We start from the raw sequence: 18,010 nt of genomic DNA on the forward strand, positions 1-18,010 counted from the left end.
ATGGATAAAAAAACTCCAAAACTAAATTTACAAGAAATATTGCAGTTTGTCGCACCAGGAACGCCTTTGCGAACGGGTATTGAAAATGTACTGCGGGCGAATACCGGAGGCCTGATTGTCGTAGGGTATAACGATAAAATCAAAGGAGTAGTAGATGGAGGATTTCACATTAATTCCGCATTCTCTCCAGCTCATTTGTATGAACTGGCAAAGATGGATGGAGCGATCATATTAAGCGATTCAGGCCAGAAAATTCTTTATGCCAATACCCAACTCATGCCTGATGCGACGATCTCTTCTTCGGAAACCGGCATGAGGCATCGGACGGCGGAGCGGGTAGCAAAGCAAACTGGCGCTCTTGTCATAGCGATTTCCGAAAGGCGGAATGTTATTACTCTTTACCACGGAAACTTAAGGTATACATTAAAGGATATTGGATTTATTTTGACTAAAGCCAATCAAGCGATACAAACGCTTGAAAAATATAAATCGATACTTGATAAAGCAATTGCCAATCTCAGCGCTCTTGAGTTTGAAGAGCTGGTCACGTTCAAAGATATACTTTCTGTGCTGCATCACTATGAAATGGTGCTTAGAATCAAAAATGAGATTAATATGTACATTAGTGAGCTGGGAACAGAGGGGAATTTGATTAAACTTCAAGTAGGAGAACTAATTACGGATATGGAGCAGGAAGCAGCACTCTTCTTAAAGGATTATTCCAAGGAAGTTATTGATGATCCGTACGTTCTTTTAAAGCAGCTTCAAGATATGTCAAGCATCGAGCTGTTGGATGATACGGTTTTATATAAATTGCTGGGGTACACGTCCTCAATGAATTTAGAAGCTTTTATTTCGCCGAGAGGGTATAGGCTCCTTCATAAAATTCCGCGGCTGCCAATGTTGATTATTGAAAATACAGTTGATGAATTTGGCGATTTACAGCGGATCTTAGAAGCGGATGTGGAAGATCTTGATGAAGTGGAAGGAATTGGAGAAGTCAGGGCAAGAAAGATCAGCAAAGGCTTAAAGCGTCTGCAAGAGAAATATTATATTGATCGTCAGTTATAACGAAAAAGTTTCCTTTTGTCAGATTAGAAGGCCAAGTACATGGGTATAATAGTTGTACTTTTGCTATTACAAAATGGCTACAATTTAAAGGAGGTGAAGGTATGTTAAAGAGAATCATTCAAGCGTTTTTTATTATTCTTGGTGGCGTTGTCGGTATTTTCCTTATTCCAGGAATATTTAATTTAATCAACATTCAGGACATACCTTTAATAACAAATGTTTATTCATCAGCAGTTATAGGTGCAATTCTATTTTTCCTAATCAGTGTATGGTGTTTGGATTATATCGTCAATTGGATGAAGTGGATTGAGGAATCCCTTTTAAAAGCCCATGTTTCGGATTTATTATCTGGCGGACTAGGTTTAGTATTTGGACTCATAATTGCTTATCTTATTGTAAACGTTATCCCGCTGCGCTACATTCCATACCAGATATTCAGTATTATTATTCCAATTTTCCTGGCTTTTTTCTTAGGATATTTGGGCTTCCGAGTAGGGTTTAGAAAAAAAGAGGAGCTTACAAATCTTTTTACGCTTCCCAAATCAGGGAAAAAGAAATTACTGAATGAAGAGGAAGCTGAGGAAAAAAATAAAAGGCTGAAAATTTTAGACACAAGTGTTATTATTGATGGGAGAATTGCGGATATTTGCCAAACCGGGTTTCTCGAAGGCGTTATCGTTATTCCTCAGTTTGTTTTGGAAGAGCTTCAGCATATTGCTGATTCTTCAGATGTGTTGAAACGAAACAGAGGACGCAGAGGGCTTGATATTCTGAATCGAATTCAAAAAGAACTGGACATTAAAGTCGAGATCTATGAAGGAGATTTTGAAGATGTCCATGAAGTGGACAGCAAGCTTGTGAAACTTGCGAAGTTAACGTCCGGTGTGGTTGTGACAAATGATTTTAATTTAAATAAAGTATGCGAGCTTCAAAAAGTAGCCGTTTTGAATATTAATGACTTGGCTAATGCAGTGAAACCGGTTGTATTGCCAGGAGAAGAAATGAAGGTTCAAGTCATTAAAGACGGGAAAGAACACAATCAGGGAATCGCTTATCTGGATGACGGCACGATGATTGTTGTCGAAGAAGGACGCAATTACATTGGCAAGCATATTGATGTGCTCGTTACCAGTGTATTGCAAACGGCTGCGGGCCGCATGATATTTGCGAAGCCCAAGCTTTTGGAGAAGGCATTATAAGGGAGAAAAAAATGGATTTTGTCGTAGTAGTACCTGCTGCAGGGCAAGGAAAACGAATGAAAGCCGGCCGGAACAAGCAGTTTATCGATATCATGGGCAGTCCGGTCATTGCACACACGTTGAGAGTGTTTGACGAACATCCGAATTGCCGGCAAATCATTCTTGCCGTCAGCAAAGAGGATCGTCCATTGTTTCGGGAGGTTTTGGATAAAGAATTATTTTCCACCCCCATTCATATGGTTGATGGCGGTACTGAACGGCAGCAAAGTGTATATGAAGGGTTAAAAGCCGTTAATCATATCGACATGGTACTCATTCATGACGGGGCAAGACCTTTTATTACCCATACTCAAATCAATCGCCTGATCAAAGAGGCAGCCGGCTCAGGAGCTGCGGTCGTTGCTGTTCCTGTAAAGGATACGATAAAACGGGTAAAAGACCATACGGTGATAGAGACAATCGATCGAGCAAGCTTGTGGGCGGTGCAAACCCCGCAGGCTTTTCGTCTTTCCCTCATTAAGGAAGCCCACCGCCGTGCAGAAAAAGAAGGCTGGATCGCAACAGATGATGCAAGCCTGGCAGAAAAGATCGGAATAAAGGTTTCCGTCATAGAAGGAAGCTATACTAATATTAAATTGACTACACCAGATGATTTACTGGTAGCTAAAGCAATAATCGAAGCTGAAGGCGGGAATGTAAATGTTTAAAATTGGACAAGGTTTTGATGTTCATCAGATGGTGGAAAATCGGCCTTTGATTATCGGAGGAGTCACGATTCCTTATGAAAAAGGGCTTCTTGGGCACTCCGATGCTGATGTGCTCTTGCATACGATTGCTGATGCATGTCTCGGCGCTGTAGGGGAAGGAGATATCGGCAGGCACTTCCCCGACACAGATCCGGATTTTAAAGACGCAGATTCTTTCAAGCTTTTACAACACGTATGGGCTATTGTAAAAGAAAAGGGTTATATTCTGGGAAATCTTGATTGCACTATTATTGCGCAAAAACCGAAGATGGCACCATATATTCCGGCAATCAAAGAACGTATTGCCGAAGCGCTGGAAGCGGATCTAGAGCAGGTGAACGTAAAAGCAACGACAACGGAAAAGCTTGGATTTACCGGAAGAGAAGAAGGGATTGCTTCTCAGGCAGTCATTCTTTTGCAAAAAGGATAATCCTTGCCATTTTGAAGAGACTGTCGTTTGGTGGTAAACTAAAACAAGATGGAACGAAAGGAAGTCGACAAATGGGAAGCGAAGTAAGAGTCCGATATGCTCCAAGCCCGACAGGACATTTACATATCGGAAATGCGAGAACGGCATTATTTAATTATTTATTTGCACGCAGTCAAGGCGGAAAATTTATCATTCGCATTGAAGATACAGATCAAAAGCGAAATATCGCAGGCGGAGAAGAAAGCCAGCTGAATTATTTGAAATGGCTGGGAATCGATTGGGATGAGAGTATAGATATCGGCGGATCATACGGTCCGTACCGCCAGTCTGAAAGAAATGACATTTACAAAGAATATTACGAAGAGCTTTTAAATAGAAATTTGGCTTATAAATGCTACTGTACAGAAGAAGAGCTTGAAAAAGAGCGCGAAGAACAAATTGCCCGCGGCGAAATGCCCCGTTATTCAGGAAAGCATGCGAATCTGACACCTGAAGAACAGCAGCAGTTTGAAGCGGAAGGCAGAAAACCGAGCATCCGCTTCAGGGTTCCAAAGGGCGAGGTCATTCGTTTTGATGATATAGTGAAAAAAGATATTTCATTTGAGACAGATGGCATCGGCGATTTTGTCATTGTAAAAAAAGACGGCACGCCAACCTATAATTTTGCTGTGGCGGTTGATGACCACTTGATGAAGATTTCCCATGTGTTAAGGGGAGAAGACCACATCTCCAACACACCAAAGCAGATCATGATCTATCAAGCGTTTAATTGGGATGTCCCAACGTTTGGCCATATGACGTTAATTGTCAATCAAGACCGCAAAAAGTTAAGCAAGCGTGACGAGTCCATTATTCAGTTTATCGAACAATACGAAGAATTGGGCTATCTTCCTGAAGCGCTCTTTAATTTCATTAGTTTGCTTGGCTGGTCTCCTGTTGGGGAAGAAGAACTGTTTACTAAGGAGCAGCTGATTGAAATATTTGATGCTTCCCGTTTGTCAAAATCACCTGCAGTCTTCGATGCGCATAAATTAAAATGGGTTAATAATCAGTATTTGAAAAAGCTTGACCTCGATCAGTTGGTTGAGCTCACTCTTCCGCATCTGAAAAAAGCGGGCAAGGTTTCTGAAGCCCCTGATGAGGGTGAACTTGAATGGGTGAAAAAACTCATCTCACTATATCAAGAGCAATTGAGCTTCGGAGCTGAAATTGTTGAGTTAACAGAGTTGTTTTTCAAGAAAGAAATCGAGTATAATCTTGATGCGAGAACAGTATTGGAAGAAGAGCAAGTTCCCGAGGTTATGAATGTGTTTTCAGAAAAGCTGAAGCAGCTAGATGAATTCACTGCCGATCATATTAAGTCAGCAATCAAAGCAGTACAAAAAGAAACCGGACATAAAGGGAAAAAATTATTTATGCCGATCCGCGTAGCAACGACGGGTCAAACCCATGGTCCGGAATTGCCTCAAGCGATAGAGCTGTTGGGCATAGATACTGTGCTGCATCGCATAAGCAACATATAATCGAAAAGCGTTGAGAGGGAAAAGTACAAAACCAGGACCTTTGCAGAGAGAGCTTCCCCGGCTGAAAGAGGCTCAAGGCGCCCAGCTTTGGAATGCACCCTTAAGTTCTTTGAAGAAAGTCCATTGTTAAACTCAAGTATTCAGAGGCGGCTGATCCACCGTTAACAGGATGAGAGTTGGGAAGGCAGCAGTGCGGCTGCTTTCTAAACAGAGTGGAACCGCGTAATAAACGTCTCTGTCATTGACAGAGGCGTTTTTCTATTGATAAGAGCTTGATAAGGGAGAATGGGGGAACAAAGTGTTTTTAAAGCTTCTCAAAGAAGATATTGATGTCATATTCGAACAAGATCCAGCAGCCAGAAGCCGTATTGAAGTGATTTTGACTTATTCAGGATTGCATGCGATTTGGGCCCACAGGATCGCTCATGGCTTTTTTAAACGAAGAATGTTTTTTATTGCCCGCGTTATTTCTCAACTCAGCCGATTTTTTACCGGGGTTGAAATTCATCCCGGAGCGAAAATCGGGCGAAAGTTTTTTATCGATCATGGTATGGGTGTCGTCATCGGAGAAACTTGTGAAATCGGGAACAATGTAACGGTTTTTCAAGGTGTGACTCTTGGAGGCACTGGAAAAGAAAAAGGAAAAAGGCATCCCACTATCCAAGATGACACCCTCATCGCTACTGGAGCAAAGGTGCTAGGATCAATAACGATCGGCAAGGGTTCTAAAATCGGTGCAGGCTCTGTTGTATTGCACGATGTACCAGATTGTTCAACTGTAGTAGGCATTCCGGGCCGAGTTGTCAGGAGAAACGGAAAAAAAGTCGATAAGGATTTAAATCATCAAGATATAGGAGATCCTGTAGCAGACAAGTTCCGTGAGCTGGAAAAGCAAATTCAGGAATTGAAGGAAGAACTTCGCCGAATAGAAAGGGAAGAAGGAAAATGACAATCTATTTGTATAACACGTTATCCAGGCAAAAAGAAAAGTTTGTTCCCCTTGAAGAGGGCAAGGTCAAAATGTATGTTTGCGGTCCGACTGTTTATAATTATATTCATATAGGAAATGCGCGCCCTGCGATTGTGTACGATACTATCAGAAAGTATTTGGAGTACAAAGGGTATGATGTTCATTTCGTTTCAAATTTTACAGATGTGGACGATAAGCTCATCAAGGCTGCGAATACTTTAGGTGAAGACGTTCCGGCGATTGCAGAGCGGTTTATTAAGGCGTATTTTGACGATGTAGAAGCGCTTGGCTGCAAAAAAGCAAATGTGCATCCTCGCGTCACGGAAAACATGGATAATATTATCGATTTCATCCAAGCGTTGGTTGATAAAGGATATGCGTATGAAGCTAACGGAGACGTATATTACAAAACGAGATCATTCGATGGATACGGGAAGCTCTCACATCAATCGATCGACGAGCTGAGATCCGGAGCGAGAATTAAGGTTGGCGATAAAAAAGAAGACGCGCTTGATTTTGTGCTCTGGAAAGCTGCGAAAGAAGGCGAAATCTCATGGGAGAGCCCATGGGGAGAAGGGCGTCCCGGCTGGCATATTGAATGCTCGGCCATGGCGAGAAAATATTTAGGGGATACCATTGACATTCATGCCGGCGGCCAAGACTTAACCTTTCCGCATCACGAAAATGAGATTGCCCAATCTGAAGCGATGACAGGAAAGCAGTTTGCTAACTATTGGCTTCACAACGGATATATTAATATAGACAATGAAAAAATGTCCAAATCATTGGGGAATTTCATTCTTGTTCATGACATTATTAAAGAGCACGATCCGCAAATTTTGCGATTTTTCATGTTGTCGGTTCATTACAGACATCCGATTAACTACTCGCTTGACTTGTTGGAAAGCACAAAAAATGCTTTTGTAAGATTGAAAACCTCTTACGCAAATTTGCAGCACAGAAAGAACAGCAGCACAAACCTAACTTCAGACAATGAACACTGGATAGAAATCGCAAATCAGTTGAGAGCGGAATTTGAAGAAGCGATGGACGATGATTTCAATACGGCAAATGCTATATCCGTGCTGTTTGAGCTTGCGAAACAAGCCAATCTTTATTTAAACGAAAAACATACGAGCACAGAGGTTATTGATCATATGATTCGTCTTTTCGATGAGCAATCTAACGTCCTGGGTTTTTCTCTGAAAGAGAATGAAATTGTTGATGAAGAGATTGAAAAATTAATCCAAAAAAGAATTGAAGCCCGTAAAAACAGGGATTTTCAAACTTCTGATGAGATTCGTGACCACTTAAAAGAGTTAAATATCATTTTAGAAGATACTCCTCAGGGAACCAGATGGAAACGGGGAGATTAAGAATATGCTTGAATTGGAAGAAATAAAGGATTTCAAGCAGTTAAATGGTTTGGCGCTTGCTTATATAGGTGATGCCGTGTTTGAAATTTACGTCAGGCATCACCTGCTTAAGCTGGGAATCGTCAAGCCAAACGAGCTTCATAAACGCTCCAGTCAGCTCGTGTCGGCAAAATCCCAGGCAAGGATCCTGTTCAATCTTCAGGAGCAATCCTTTTTTACCGAAGAAGAAGAAGCAGTAATCAGAAGAGGAAGGAATGCCAAATCCGGTACGATTCCGAAAAACACCGATGTCCAAACCTACAGATACAGCACTGCTTTTGAAGCCGTCATAGGATATTTGTTTCTTGGAAAAAAAGAAAGCCGGCTGAACGAACTGGTGGGTGCGGCGCTAAGAATAAAAACGACGGGAGGGGAATCACAATGAGCACCCAGCATGATTATGTGATTGGTAAAAATGCAGTCATTGAAACGTTAAAATCCAATCGGACGCTATACAAGCTCTGGATGGCGGAGAATACAGGAAAAGGACAAGCGCAGCAGGTGATTGACCTGGCAAAAGATCAAGGAATCACTATCCAGTATGTCCCGAGAAAAAAACTGGATCAGATGGTTTCCGGCAATCATCAAGGAGTTATTGCCCAAGTGGCGGCTTACGATTATGCAAATGTTGACGATCTTTTTCGAAAAGCTGCGGAAAAAAATGAACAGCCGTTTTTTCTCGTATTGGATGAAATAGAAGACCCTCATAATTTGGGATCAATTATGCGGACTGCAGATGCAGCTGGAGCGCACGGAATTATTATACCGAAGCGCCGGTCTGTCGGCTTAACCACAACGGTGGCAAAAGCATCTACAGGCGCTATTGAGCATGTACCGGTAGCCAGGGTGACCAATCTTTCACGTACGATTGATGAATTAAAGGACAGCGGAGTATGGATCGTTGGCACAGATGCCGCAGGATTAGACGACTACCGCCAAATGGATGGGAATATGCCGTTAGCACTCGTAATCGGGAGCGAAGGAAAGGGAATGGGGCGTTTAATCAAAGAAAAGTGCGATTTCCTCGTCCGCCTGCCAATGGCCGGACATGTCAGTTCTTTGAATGCATCTGTTGCTGCTGCGCTTCTCATGTATGAAGTACTTCGGAAACGTCAGCCATTAGGGGAATAAAATAAAATGGATATCCTGCTGGTAGATGGGTACAACATGATTGGAGCCTGGCCTCAACTAAAAGATTTGAAAAAAAACCATTTCGAACAAGCCAGAGATGTGCTTATTGAAAAAATGGCAGAATACCAATCTTACACGGGCTACCGAGTGGTTATCGTATTTGACGCCCATCATGTAAAAGGCATTGAAAAGAAGCGCATGAAACATAAAGTAGAAATCATTTTTACCAAAGAAAACGAAACTGCGGATGAACGGATTGAGAAGCTGGCCTCGGTCCTTAATAACGTCAGGACCCAAATTCACGTGGCTACATCCGATTACACTGAGCAATGGGCGATATTCGGGCAGGGAGCTTTAAGAAAATCCGCCAGGGAACTGCTGAGAGAAATTGAAGCGATTGAAAAGAAAATTGGCAAACAGGTCAAGCAGATCACATCGGAAAAACCTTCAGGGAAAATCCGTTTATCCGAGGACGTTATGAAAACGTTTGAAAAATGGAGGCGGGGAGACCTTGATTAGGTTGACGCTGTTTTGTCTGCTACTGTATAATATTTCTATCTACGTGCGGTCGGGGGGATAGGAGTGAACTTACAAAACAACCAGCAGAAACTCAACAAAGAGCAATTTACCGTTTTAGAAGATGAGCAGATTGTTGAACAGGTTCATGCAGGAAACAGTGATGCGCTTGATTACCTCATTACGAAGTATCGCAATTTTGTAAGAGCGAAGGCCAGATCCTATTTTTTGATAGGAGCCGACAGGGAGGATATTGTGCAAGAAGGAATGATTGGCCTTTATAAATCCATCCGTGATTTCAAAGAAGACAAGCTTTCATCCTTTAAAGCATTTGCAGAGCTATGCATTACCCGCCAAATTATTACCGCTATTAAAACTGCTACTCGCCAGAAGCATATTCCCTTAAATTCTTATATTTCTTTGGACAAGCCGATTTACGACGAAGAATCGGATCGGACATTATTAGATGTCATTTCCGGAACGAAGGAACTCAACCCTGAAGAATTGATTATTAATCAAGAAGAGTTTCACGATATTGAACTGAAAATGGAAGAGCTCCTCAGTGATCTCGAAAGAAAGGTTTTAGCGCTGTACCTTGACGGCAGATCCTATCAGGAAATATCTGAAGATTTAAATCGTCACGTGAAATCGATTGACAATGCACTTCAACGGGTCAAAAGAAAACTTGAAAAATATCTTGAGCTGCGTGAAATCAGCCTATAGATGACAATGCTTTCAATTTTTGTGCCGTTTAGACGCCTGTTGACAAATTTTTTTAGATTATGGTATCTTACTTGAGAAATGAAAGATGAAAAAAAGGTGTAAACATGAGAAAACAAATAACGTTAGCTTGCAGCTTGTGCGGAAACAGAAATTATACCACGAAGAAAAGCTCCACAAATACTGCAGAGCGCCTTGAAGTTAAAAAATTTTGCAAAACTTGCAATTCACATACTAGTCATTTAGAAACAAAGTAATTCGGGCTTGTTTTTTATTCTGTGGAGGTCTCGTAATGATTAAATTTTTTAAAAGTGTAGGGAAAGAAATGAAGAAGGTTAGCTGGCCTAAAGGCAATGAGCTAACTCGTTACACCATTATTGTTATTGCAACTGTCATCTTCTTTACTATCTTTTTTGCTGTTTTAGATTTGGGAATTTCTCAGCTAATTCGTTTAATAGTTGAATAATTTTACGCAACTCGTGCTATAATAGAATTTAATATGACTGCCCAAAACCCGTTTGAGCGGGTTTTTTCATTGTTTCAAAATGATTGTGAGAATCGAGATGAAGCAAGAATAAATATATTGAAATCAAGGGGAGGGAAGGACGAACAGTCCTGATGAAATGGAAAAGAATTGGTATGTTGTGCACACGTACTCAGGGTATGAGAACAAAGTGAAAGCTAACCTTGAAAAGCGCGTTGAATCGATGGGAATGCAGGATAAGATTTTCCGTGTCGTTGTTCCGGAAGATGAAGAAACCGATTATAAAAACGGCAAGAAAAAAGTAGTGAAAAAGAAAGTGTTCCCCGGATATGTTTTGGTAGAGATTTTAATGACGGACGATTCATGGTACGTCGTTCGGAATACGCCCGGAGTAACAGGTTTCGTCGGATCTGCAGGATCAGGGTCAAAACCAACGGCTTTGCTTCCGGGAGAAGCGGATAGAATTCTAAAAAGAATGGGACTTGAAGAACGGAAAGTGGAAGTCGATTTTGAGCTGAAAGAAACAGTGAAAGTCATTGACGGACCATTTGCCAATTTCACAGGTAGCATTGAAGAAATTGATCATGATAAACATAAAGTGAAAGTTTACGTGAATATGTTTGGAAGAGAAACACCCGTTGAATTGGAATTCTCCCAAATTGATAAATTGTAATTGAAATTGGCTTGAAATAGCAAATGAAAAGTGGTAACATGTTTAGGTCAGTATGTCTTGGGGACAAAGACAATCTATAGTTACTATTTTCTCATTCATATAAAGAATGAACAGTTGAGTGGGAGGGTGCAATACTGAGACCCTATGACCACATCACGGACTTAAGGAGGTGTGTCTCGTGGCTAAAAAAGTAGTTAAAATTGTAAAATTGCAAATTCCTGCCGGAAAAGCAAATCCAGCTCCGCCAGTAGGACCAGCATTGGGTCAAGCAGGTGTAAACATCATGGGATTCTGTAAGGAGTTTAACGCTCGTACAGCTGACCAAGCTGGCTTAATTATTCCAGTTGAAATTTCGGTTTTTGAAGACCGTTCATTTACATTTATTACGAAAACTCCACCAGCAGCTGTATTGTTGAAAAAAGCGGCTGGAATTGAGTCTGGTTCAGGTGAACCGAACCGTAATAAAGTCGCTACATTGAATCGCGACAAAGTACGTGAAATCGCAGAAACAAAAATGCCTGATTTGAATGCGGCAGATGTTGAAGCGGCAATGCGTATGGTTGAAGGTACCGCCCGCAGCATGGGTATTGTGATCGAAGACTAATTTTTCTGGGTTGCGAATTTCGCAACCCTTATTCGTGGGAGGTTATTCCGCTAATACCACTAAGGAGGAAATAAAAATGGCTAAAAAAGGTAAGAAATACACAGAAGCTAGCAAGCTTGTTGACCGTACAAAAGCATATGGTGTGAACGAAGCGGTTGAGCTTGTGAAAAAAACAAATACAGCGAAGTTCGATGCAACAGTTGAAGTGGCATTTCGTCTGGGAGTTGACCCTCGGAAGAATGACCAGCAAATCCGCGGAGCAGTTGTTTTGCCAAACGGTACAGGTAAAACTCAGCGCGTTCTAGTTTTCGCTAAAGGAGAAAAAGCGAAAGAAGCTGAAGCTGCTGGTGCAGATTACGTTGGAGACGCTGAATTTGTTAACAAAATTCAACAAGGCTGGTTCGAATTCGATGTTATCGTTGCAACTCCTGACATGATGGGTGAAGTTGGTAAACTTGGCCGTGTGCTTGGACCAAAAGGTTTAATGCCTAACCCTAAAACAGGAACTGTTACATTTGAAGTTGAAAAAGCAGTAAAAGAAATTAAAGCAGGTAAAGTGGAATACCGTGTTGACAGACAAGGTAACGTACACGCGCCGATTGGAAAAGTATCTTTCGATGAAGCAAAACTTGCAGAAAATTTCACAACATTGTATGACACGCTGCTAAAAGCAAAACCAGCTGCAGCTAAAGGGATCTACATGAAAAACGTCGCCGTTACTTCTACAATGGGACCTGGCGTGAAAGTTGATCCGTCATCCTTCTCTGTAAAATAAGTATTGACTTATGATCTGCAGATTTGATATAATTCAAGTCGTTGTAAAATAGAATATTCATTTATACCGTAGACAGCAGGTGCCAATCCCGCGCTTAATTTCCTGCCGAGGTGTATATCTCACAGTTTTTACGTACATCGTATAATTGTATATACAGCCTCCATGCCTATGGAGGCTTTTTATATGAAATCCGATTTTAGTAAAGAAAGTGATCACCAGATCGGTATAAGTGTTGCACAAAAAGCACAGGAGGTGTAACAATGAGCAGCGTAATTGAAACAAAAAAAGTAATCGTTGATGAAATTGCAACGAAATTGCGTGAAAGCAAGTCAACGGTAGTTGTTGATTACCGCGGGCTAAATGTAGCGCAAGTAACTGAGCTTCGTAAACAGCTTCGTGAAGCAGGCGTTGAGTTCAAAGTGTACAAAAACACAATGACTCGCCGTGCAGTTGAACAGGCTGAACTTAACGGACTTAGCGAAGTATTGACTGGTCCAAACGCGATTGCTTTCAGCGCAGAAGACGTAATTGCCCCTGCAAAGGTGATCAACAATTTTGCGAAGGAAAACGACGCGTTGGAAATCAAAGCTGGCGTTATAGAAGGACAAGTTGCGACAGTGGAAGATGTGAAAGCACTAGCTGAACTTCCATCACGCGAAGGGCTTCTTTCTATGTTGCTTAGCGTTCTTCAAGCTCCAGTCCGCAATTTTGCTCTTGCAACTAAGGCTGTTGCAGAACAGAAAGAAGAACAAGGTGCTTAAAACAAACAGTATTTCAATAAAATAAATTAATATGGAGGAATTACAAATGGCTTTAAATATCGAAGAAATCATTGCTTCCGTAAAAGAAGCAAGTGTTCTTGAGTTAAATGAATTAGTAAAAGCAATCGAAGAAGAGTTTGGCGTAACTGCTGCTGCTCCTGTAGCTGTAGCTGGTGGAGCTGGCGGCGGAGATGCTGCTGCAGAACAAACTGAATTTGATCTAGTACTTGAAGGTGCTGGAGCTCAAAAAATCAAAGTAATCAAAGTTGTTCGCGAAATCACTGGTCTTGGCTTGAAAGAAGCGAAAGAACTAGTTGACAACACTCCAAAACCACTTAAAGAAGGTATTGCTAAAGAAGAAGCAGAAGAACTTAAAGCTAAGCTTGAAGAAGTTGGCGCTTCTGTAGAAGTTAAGTAATTTTTGCTTAACCTTCCCTTGAGAAAGCCCGCTTTTGAATAAGCGGGCTTTCTCTGATATGTATATAAAGCAGGGCATCAGCATTAAGACACGGTAGGAGGTTAACTCGTGAGTGACCACTATTATTCGGAAAAACCTGCAGTGAAAAGTGATAGAAAAAAATGGACGTACACATTGAGAAATCATCCATTCACATTTGTCAGTGACAGCGGTGTGTTTTCAAAAAAAGAAGTAGACTTTGGCTCCAGGTTGTTAGTAGACACCTTCACCGAACCTAAAGTGAGTGGAGATATTTTAGATCTCGGGTGTGGCTACGGACCGATTGGATTATCAATTGCCTCTGATTACAAAGATCGAACCGTTCATATGGTGGATATTAATGAAAGAGCTGTAGAGCTTTCCGTTGAAAATGCAGCAATCAACCAAATCACCAATACGAAAATTTATCAAAGCGATTTATTTTCGAATGTGAATCCTGTTCATTCATTTGCTTCTATAGTAACCAATCCCCCAATACGCGCCGGAAAAAAAGTTGTACATGAAATCTTTGAAAAAAGTGCGGATTATTTGCTTGACTCAGGTGAGCTTTGGGTCGTCATCCAAAAAAAACAAGGTGCAGCATCGGCGTTAAAAAAATTAGAATCACTCTTTCAAAATGTATCCGTGATAGAAAAAAAGAAAGGATACTTTATTATCCAGGCGAAATAGTTTGACTCGTAATTTAGGCTATGTTAATATTATAAAATGCCAATGTATACAGTTCGTTTGGAAATTTTTATGTATATATTGCGTTTTTATGGAAAAACTAATAAAATCGGAATTTTGTTTCAGGATTGTGGTTTTCTCAGGAAGAAACCCTTTTTTGTTTTGTCTTGTAAAAGGATCTCAATTAATGAGATGCTTCTACACATATATTACGTATGATTTGAGGGGTGAATCAGTTGACAGGTCAACTTGTTCAGTATGGACGACACCGCCAACGCAGAAGCTATGCACGTATTAGCGAAGTGTTAGAATTACCAAATCTCATTGAAATTCAAACCTCTTCTTATCAGTGGTTTCTTGATGAGGGACTTAGAGAGATGTTTCAAGACATATCGCCAATTGAGGATTTCACTGGCAACCTCTCTTTAGAGTTCATTGATTACAGTTTGGGAGATCCGAAGTATCCTGTGGAAGAATCAAAAGAACGTGATGTGACGTACTCTGCGCCGCTTCGAGTGAAGGTTCGATTGATTAATAAAGAAACAGGTGAAGTAAAAGACCAGGATGTCTTTATGGGTGATTTTCCTATCATGACCGACACAGGTACATTTATTATTAATGGTGCTGAACGTGTCATTGTATCCCAGCTTGTACGGTCTCCAAGTGTATATTTTAGTGGTAAAGTAGACAAAAACGGTAAAAGAGGATTTACTGCGACTGTCATTCCAAACCGTGGCGCATGGTTAGAATACGAAACTGATGCGAAAGATGTGGTGTATGTCCGTATTGATCGTACTCGTAAGTTGCCAGTTACGGTTCTTTTGCGTGCACTTGGTTTCGGAACAGATCAAGAAATCACCGACTTGATTGGTGAAAACGAGTTTTTACGCAATACACTAGATAAAGATAATACAGAAACGACAGAAAAAGCGCTTCTTGAAATCTATGAGCGCCTTCGTCCTGGAGAACCGCCAACAGTGGATAATGCGAAGAGTTTGCTTGACTCTAGATTCTTCGATCCGAAAAGATACGACCTTGCGAGCGTTGGACGCTACAAGATTAATAAGAAGCTTCATATCAAAAACCGTTTGTTCAATCAGAGAGTAGCTGAGACGCTAGTTGATCCTGAAACAGGAGAAATTTTAGCGGAAAAAGGCAGCATTTTAGATAGAAGAGCTCTTGATAAAGTATTGCCGTATCTCGAAAACGGTATTGGCTTCAAAAAGCTTCACCCGAATGGCGGAGTGGTGGAAGACGATGTACTGCTTCAGTCAATTAAAATTTATTCTCCTTCTGATAAAGACGGGGAGCAAACTATAAATGTAATCGGAAATGCGTTTATTGAAGAGGGTGTTAAAAACATAACGCCGTCAGATATTATTTCTTCAATCAGCTATTTCTTTAACCTGCTTCATGGTGTAGGGGACACTGATGACATCGACCATCTTGGTAACCGTCGCCTTCGTTCCGTTGGCGAATTGCTGCAAAACCAATTCCGCATTGGACTCAGCAGGATGGAACGCGTCGTTCGTGAAAGAATGTCGATTCAGGATACGAATACCATTACACCACAGCAGTTGATAAACATACGACCTGTGATTGCATCGATTAAAGAGTTCTTCGGAAGCTCTCAGCTTTCACAGTTCATGGACCAAACAAATCCGTTAGCGGAATTGACACATAAACGCCGCTTGTCTGCCCTTGGGCCAGGAGGCTTAACTCGTGAGCGCGCCGGCATGGAAGTGCGCGACGTTCACTATTCCCATTACGGCCGTATGTGCCCGATCGAAACACCTGAGGGTCCGAACATCGGCTTGATTAACTCACTTTCCTCTTTTGCGAAAGTCAATCGTTTTGGGTTTATCGAAACCCCTTATCGCCGCGTTGATCCGGAAACAGGGAAAGTCACGCCTAGAATTGATTATCTGACAGCAGACGAAGAGGACAACTATGTAGTTGCCCAAGCAAATGCACGCTTAGGCGATGACGGATCATTTATTGATGACCAAATTGTTGCCAGGTTCCGCGGGGAAAATACCGTTGTTCCAAAAGACCGTGTCGATTACATGGATGTATCGCCTAAGCAGGTAGTTTCTGCAGCGACAGCATGTATCCCATTCTTAGAAAACGATGACTCAAACCGTGCGTTAATGGGAGCAAACATGCAACGGCAGGCTGTCCCTCTTATGAATCCTGAAGCCCCTATTGTTGGTACCGGTATGGAGTATGTATCCGGCAAAGACTCAGGATCAGCCGTTATTTGCCGCTATCCTGGTGTCGTTGAACGTGTGGAAGCCAAAAATGTGTGGGTTCGCCGTTACGAAGAAGTAGACGGTCAAAAGATAAAAGGCAACCTTGATAAATACAGCATGTTAAAGTTTATTCGCTCAAACCAAGGTACGTGCTACAACCAACGCCCGATTGTCAGTGTGGGTGATGAAGTCGTAAAGGGTGAAATTCTTGCCGACGGTCCATCTATGGAATTAGGTGAGCTTGCTCTCGGAAGAAACGTCATGGTCGGATTTATGACTTGGGACGGATATAACTACGAGGATGCCATTATTATGAGCGAACGTCTCGTTAAGGATGATGTCTATACTTCAATCCATATTGAAGAATACGAGTCAGAAGCCCGTGATACCAAGCTCGGACCGGAAGAAATCACACGCGATATACCAAATGTCGGAGAGGATGCGCTGCGCAATCTCGATGAACGAGGTATTATCCGTGTTGGCGCCGAAGTAAAAGACGGCGATCTATTGGTCGGTAAAGTAACGCCAAAAGGGGTTACTGAGCTTACAGCAGAAGAACGCCTCCTGCACGCCATCTTTGGTGAAAAAGCCCGTGAAGTCAGAGATACGTCTCTTCGTGTACCTCATGGAGGAGAAGGTATTATTCTTGATGTCAAAGTCTTTAATCGTGAAGATGGAGATGAACTGCCTCCAGGCGTTAACCAGCTGGTCAGAGTTTACATTGTTCAGAAGCGTAAGATTTCTGAAGGAGATAAAATGGCCGGACGTCACGGAAACAAAGGGGTTATTTCTAAAATTCTTCCTGAAGAAGATATGCCTTATTTGCCGGACGGAACGCCGATTGATATCATGTTAAACCCACTTGGAGTGCCTTCCCGTATGAATATCGGGCAAGTGCTTGAACTTCACATCGGTATGGCTGCACGCAGCCTCGGACTTCATGTCGCATCACCTGTTTTTGATGGCGCTCGTGAAGAAGATGTATGGGAAACTCTCGAAGAAGCTGGAATGGCAAGAGATGCAAAAACAGTCTTGTACGACGGACGTACCGGAGAGCCATTTGACAGCCGGGTATCTGTTGGAATTATGTACATGATTAAGCTTGCGCACATGGTTGATGATAAGCTTCATGCCCGTTCAACCGGACCTTACTCTCTTGTTACGCAGCAGCCTCTTGGCGGTAAAGCGCAATTCGGCGGACAGCGGTTTGGAGAAATGGAAGTATGGGCCCTTGAAGCATACGGTGCAGCCTATACCCTTCAAGAGATCTTAACCGTGAAATCCGATGACGTTGTCGGACGTGTAAAAACATATGAAGCGATTGTGAAAGGCGACAATGTTCCGGAGCCGGGTGTTCCAGAGTCATTTAAAGTATTAATTAAAGAGCTTCAAAGCTTGGGTATGGATGTGAAGATTCTTTCCGGCGATGAAGAAGAAATAGAGATGAGAGACCTGGAAGATGATGAGGAAGCAAAGCAAGCTGAGGACTTGGTTCTGACGAACGATGACCCTGCTGAAGAATTTGCTCCCGCTGATCTAGAACGTGGTGTTGTGACGAAAGAATAAGCAGCTGACAATTTTTTCAGCAAGTGAAATGGGTATAACCCGAAGATTAAA

General features: G+C 41.9%; 20 protein-coding genes and 2 other annotated features. All 20 genes read left to right on the top strand.

The window, feature by feature from the left end; genetic code table 11:
- Nucleotides 1-1,071 carry a DNA integrity scanning diadenylate cyclase DisA gene (disA, locus tag AM592_RS18485; RefSeq protein WP_053605146.1) on the top strand — a complete coding sequence of 357 codons (1,071 nt, stop codon included), beginning with the start codon at nucleotides 1-3 and terminating at the stop codon, nucleotides 1,069-1,071.
- A gap of 101 nt (nucleotides 1,072-1,172) precedes the next feature.
- Nucleotides 1,173-2,270 carry a PIN/TRAM domain-containing protein gene (locus AM592_RS18490; protein ID WP_053605147.1) on the top strand — a complete coding sequence of 366 codons (1,098 nt, stop codon included), beginning with the start codon at nucleotides 1,173-1,175 and terminating at the stop codon, nucleotides 2,268-2,270.
- 11 nt (nucleotides 2,271-2,281) lie between these two features.
- On the top strand, nucleotides 2,282-2,977 hold the full coding sequence (ispD, locus tag AM592_RS18495) for a 2-C-methyl-D-erythritol 4-phosphate cytidylyltransferase (RefSeq protein WP_053605148.1): 696 nt from the start codon (nucleotides 2,282-2,284) through the stop codon (nucleotides 2,975-2,977).
- Nucleotides 2,970-3,446, top strand: coding sequence for a 2-C-methyl-D-erythritol 2,4-cyclodiphosphate synthase (ispF, locus tag AM592_RS18500; RefSeq protein WP_053605149.1), 477 nt, complete (start codon nucleotides 2,970-2,972; stop codon nucleotides 3,444-3,446). The genes ispD and ispF overlap by 8 nt, the downstream gene beginning before the upstream one ends.
- Nucleotides 3,447-3,517: 71 nt before the next feature.
- Nucleotides 3,518-4,969, top strand: a complete 1,452-nt coding sequence (gltX, locus tag AM592_RS18505; RefSeq protein WP_053605150.1) for a glutamate--tRNA ligase — start codon at nucleotides 3,518-3,520, stop codon at nucleotides 4,967-4,969.
- Nucleotide 4,970: 1 nt separating this feature from the next.
- Nucleotides 4,971-5,209 (top strand) — a binding site (T-box leader).
- 58 nt (nucleotides 5,210-5,267) lie between these two features.
- Nucleotides 5,268-5,918 carry a serine O-acetyltransferase gene (gene cysE / locus AM592_RS18510; RefSeq protein WP_053605151.1) on the top strand — a complete coding sequence of 217 codons (651 nt, stop codon included), beginning with the start codon at nucleotides 5,268-5,270 and terminating at the stop codon, nucleotides 5,916-5,918.
- Nucleotides 5,915-7,315 (top strand): cysteine--tRNA ligase, encoded by a 1,401-nt coding sequence (cysS, locus tag AM592_RS18515; protein WP_053605152.1) that lies wholly within the window; start codon nucleotides 5,915-5,917, stop codon nucleotides 7,313-7,315. The genes cysE and cysS overlap by 4 nt, the downstream gene beginning before the upstream one ends.
- Nucleotides 7,316-7,319: 4 nt before the next feature.
- Nucleotides 7,320-7,739 (top strand): Mini-ribonuclease 3, encoded by a 420-nt coding sequence (locus AM592_RS18520; protein WP_053605153.1) that lies wholly within the window; start codon nucleotides 7,320-7,322, stop codon nucleotides 7,737-7,739.
- A complete protein-coding gene (rlmB, locus tag AM592_RS18525; protein WP_053605154.1) occupies nucleotides 7,736-8,485 on the top strand; it encodes a 23S rRNA (guanosine(2251)-2'-O)-methyltransferase RlmB in 750 nt (249 codons plus the stop codon). Before AM592_RS18520 ends, rlmB begins: the two co-directional genes overlap by 4 nt.
- Nucleotides 8,486-8,491: 6 nt before the next feature.
- Nucleotides 8,492-9,004, top strand: a complete 513-nt coding sequence (gene rae1, locus AM592_RS18530) for a ribosome-dependent mRNA decay endonuclease Rae1/YacP (protein ID WP_053605155.1) — start codon at nucleotides 8,492-8,494, stop codon at nucleotides 9,002-9,004.
- Nucleotides 9,005-9,067: 63 nt separating this feature from the next.
- Nucleotides 9,068-9,724, top strand: coding sequence for an RNA polymerase sporulation sigma factor SigH (gene sigH, locus AM592_RS18535; protein ID WP_053605156.1), 657 nt, complete (start codon nucleotides 9,068-9,070; stop codon nucleotides 9,722-9,724).
- A 104-nt stretch (nucleotides 9,725-9,828) separates the two neighbouring features.
- Nucleotides 9,829-9,978: a 50S ribosomal protein L33 gene (gene rpmG / locus AM592_RS23535; RefSeq protein ID WP_082364185.1), complete on the top strand. Its 150-nt coding sequence runs from the start codon at nucleotides 9,829-9,831 to the stop codon at nucleotides 9,976-9,978.
- A 35-nt stretch (nucleotides 9,979-10,013) separates the two neighbouring features.
- Nucleotides 10,014-10,187: a preprotein translocase subunit SecE gene (gene secE / locus AM592_RS18540; RefSeq protein ID WP_053605157.1), complete on the top strand. Its 174-nt coding sequence runs from the start codon at nucleotides 10,014-10,016 to the stop codon at nucleotides 10,185-10,187.
- A gap of 157 nt (nucleotides 10,188-10,344) precedes the next feature.
- On the top strand, nucleotides 10,345-10,878 hold the full coding sequence (gene nusG / locus AM592_RS18545) for a transcription termination/antitermination protein NusG (RefSeq protein ID WP_053605158.1): 534 nt from the start codon (nucleotides 10,345-10,347) through the stop codon (nucleotides 10,876-10,878).
- 178 nt (nucleotides 10,879-11,056) lie between these two features.
- Nucleotides 11,057-11,482, top strand: coding sequence for a 50S ribosomal protein L11 (rplK, locus tag AM592_RS18550; protein ID WP_053605159.1), 426 nt, complete (start codon nucleotides 11,057-11,059; stop codon nucleotides 11,480-11,482).
- Nucleotides 11,483-11,558: 76 nt separating this feature from the next.
- Nucleotides 11,559-12,257, top strand: coding sequence for a 50S ribosomal protein L1 (gene rplA, locus AM592_RS18555; RefSeq protein WP_053605160.1), 699 nt, complete (start codon nucleotides 11,559-11,561; stop codon nucleotides 12,255-12,257).
- 48 nt (nucleotides 12,258-12,305) lie between these two features.
- Nucleotides 12,306-12,448, top strand: a sequence feature (ribosomal protein L10 leader region).
- A 69-nt stretch (nucleotides 12,449-12,517) separates the two neighbouring features.
- On the top strand, nucleotides 12,518-13,018 hold the full coding sequence (gene rplJ / locus AM592_RS18560) for a 50S ribosomal protein L10 (RefSeq protein WP_053605161.1): 501 nt from the start codon (nucleotides 12,518-12,520) through the stop codon (nucleotides 13,016-13,018).
- Between the two features lie 46 nt (nucleotides 13,019-13,064).
- Nucleotides 13,065-13,436, top strand: coding sequence for a 50S ribosomal protein L7/L12 (gene rplL / locus AM592_RS18565; RefSeq protein WP_053605162.1), 372 nt, complete (start codon nucleotides 13,065-13,067; stop codon nucleotides 13,434-13,436).
- A gap of 108 nt (nucleotides 13,437-13,544) precedes the next feature.
- Nucleotides 13,545-14,144 (top strand): class I SAM-dependent methyltransferase, encoded by a 600-nt coding sequence (locus tag AM592_RS18570; RefSeq protein ID WP_053605163.1) that lies wholly within the window; start codon nucleotides 13,545-13,547, stop codon nucleotides 14,142-14,144.
- A 233-nt stretch (nucleotides 14,145-14,377) separates the two neighbouring features.
- Nucleotides 14,378-17,959 carry a DNA-directed RNA polymerase subunit beta gene (gene rpoB / locus AM592_RS18575; protein WP_053605164.1) on the top strand — a complete coding sequence of 1,194 codons (3,582 nt, stop codon included), beginning with the start codon at nucleotides 14,378-14,380 and terminating at the stop codon, nucleotides 17,957-17,959.
- The last annotated feature ends 51 nt before the right edge of the window (nucleotides 17,960-18,010 follow it).

This window comes from Bacillus gobiensis (genome assembly GCF_001278705.1).
GTDB classification, from domain to species: Bacteria; Bacillota; Bacilli; order Bacillales; family Bacillaceae; genus Bacillus; species Bacillus gobiensis.

Excerpts from the sequence above, each read along its gene's own strand:
- disA (WP_053605146.1), top strand. The coding sequence starts at position 1 with ATGGATAAAAAAACTCCAAAACTAAATTTACAAGAAATATTGCAGTTT.
- AM592_RS18490 (WP_053605147.1), top strand. The coding sequence starts at position 1,173 with ATGTTAAAGAGAATCATTCAAGCGTTTTTTATTATTCTTGGTGGCGTT.
- ispD (WP_053605148.1), top strand. The coding sequence starts at position 2,282 with ATGGATTTTGTCGTAGTAGTACCTGCTGCAGGGCAAGGAAAACGAATG.
- ispF (WP_053605149.1), top strand. The coding sequence starts at position 2,970 with ATGTTTAAAATTGGACAAGGTTTTGATGTTCATCAGATGGTGGAAAAT.
- gltX (WP_053605150.1), top strand. The coding sequence starts at position 3,518 with ATGGGAAGCGAAGTAAGAGTCCGATATGCTCCAAGCCCGACAGGACAT.
- cysS (WP_053605152.1), top strand. The coding sequence starts at position 5,915 with ATGACAATCTATTTGTATAACACGTTATCCAGGCAAAAAGAAAAGTTT.
- AM592_RS18520 (WP_053605153.1), top strand. The coding sequence starts at position 7,320 with ATGCTTGAATTGGAAGAAATAAAGGATTTCAAGCAGTTAAATGGTTTG.
- rlmB (WP_053605154.1), top strand. The coding sequence starts at position 7,736 with ATGAGCACCCAGCATGATTATGTGATTGGTAAAAATGCAGTCATTGAA.
- rae1 (WP_053605155.1), top strand. The coding sequence starts at position 8,492 with ATGGATATCCTGCTGGTAGATGGGTACAACATGATTGGAGCCTGGCCT.
- rpmG (WP_082364185.1), top strand. The coding sequence starts at position 9,829 with ATGAGAAAACAAATAACGTTAGCTTGCAGCTTGTGCGGAAACAGAAAT.
- secE (WP_053605157.1), top strand. The coding sequence starts at position 10,014 with ATGATTAAATTTTTTAAAAGTGTAGGGAAAGAAATGAAGAAGGTTAGC.
- nusG (WP_053605158.1), top strand. The coding sequence starts at position 10,345 with ATGGAAAAGAATTGGTATGTTGTGCACACGTACTCAGGGTATGAGAAC.
- rplA (WP_053605160.1), top strand. The coding sequence starts at position 11,559 with ATGGCTAAAAAAGGTAAGAAATACACAGAAGCTAGCAAGCTTGTTGAC.
- rplJ (WP_053605161.1), top strand. The coding sequence starts at position 12,518 with ATGAGCAGCGTAATTGAAACAAAAAAAGTAATCGTTGATGAAATTGCA.
- rplL (WP_053605162.1), top strand. The coding sequence starts at position 13,065 with ATGGCTTTAAATATCGAAGAAATCATTGCTTCCGTAAAAGAAGCAAGT.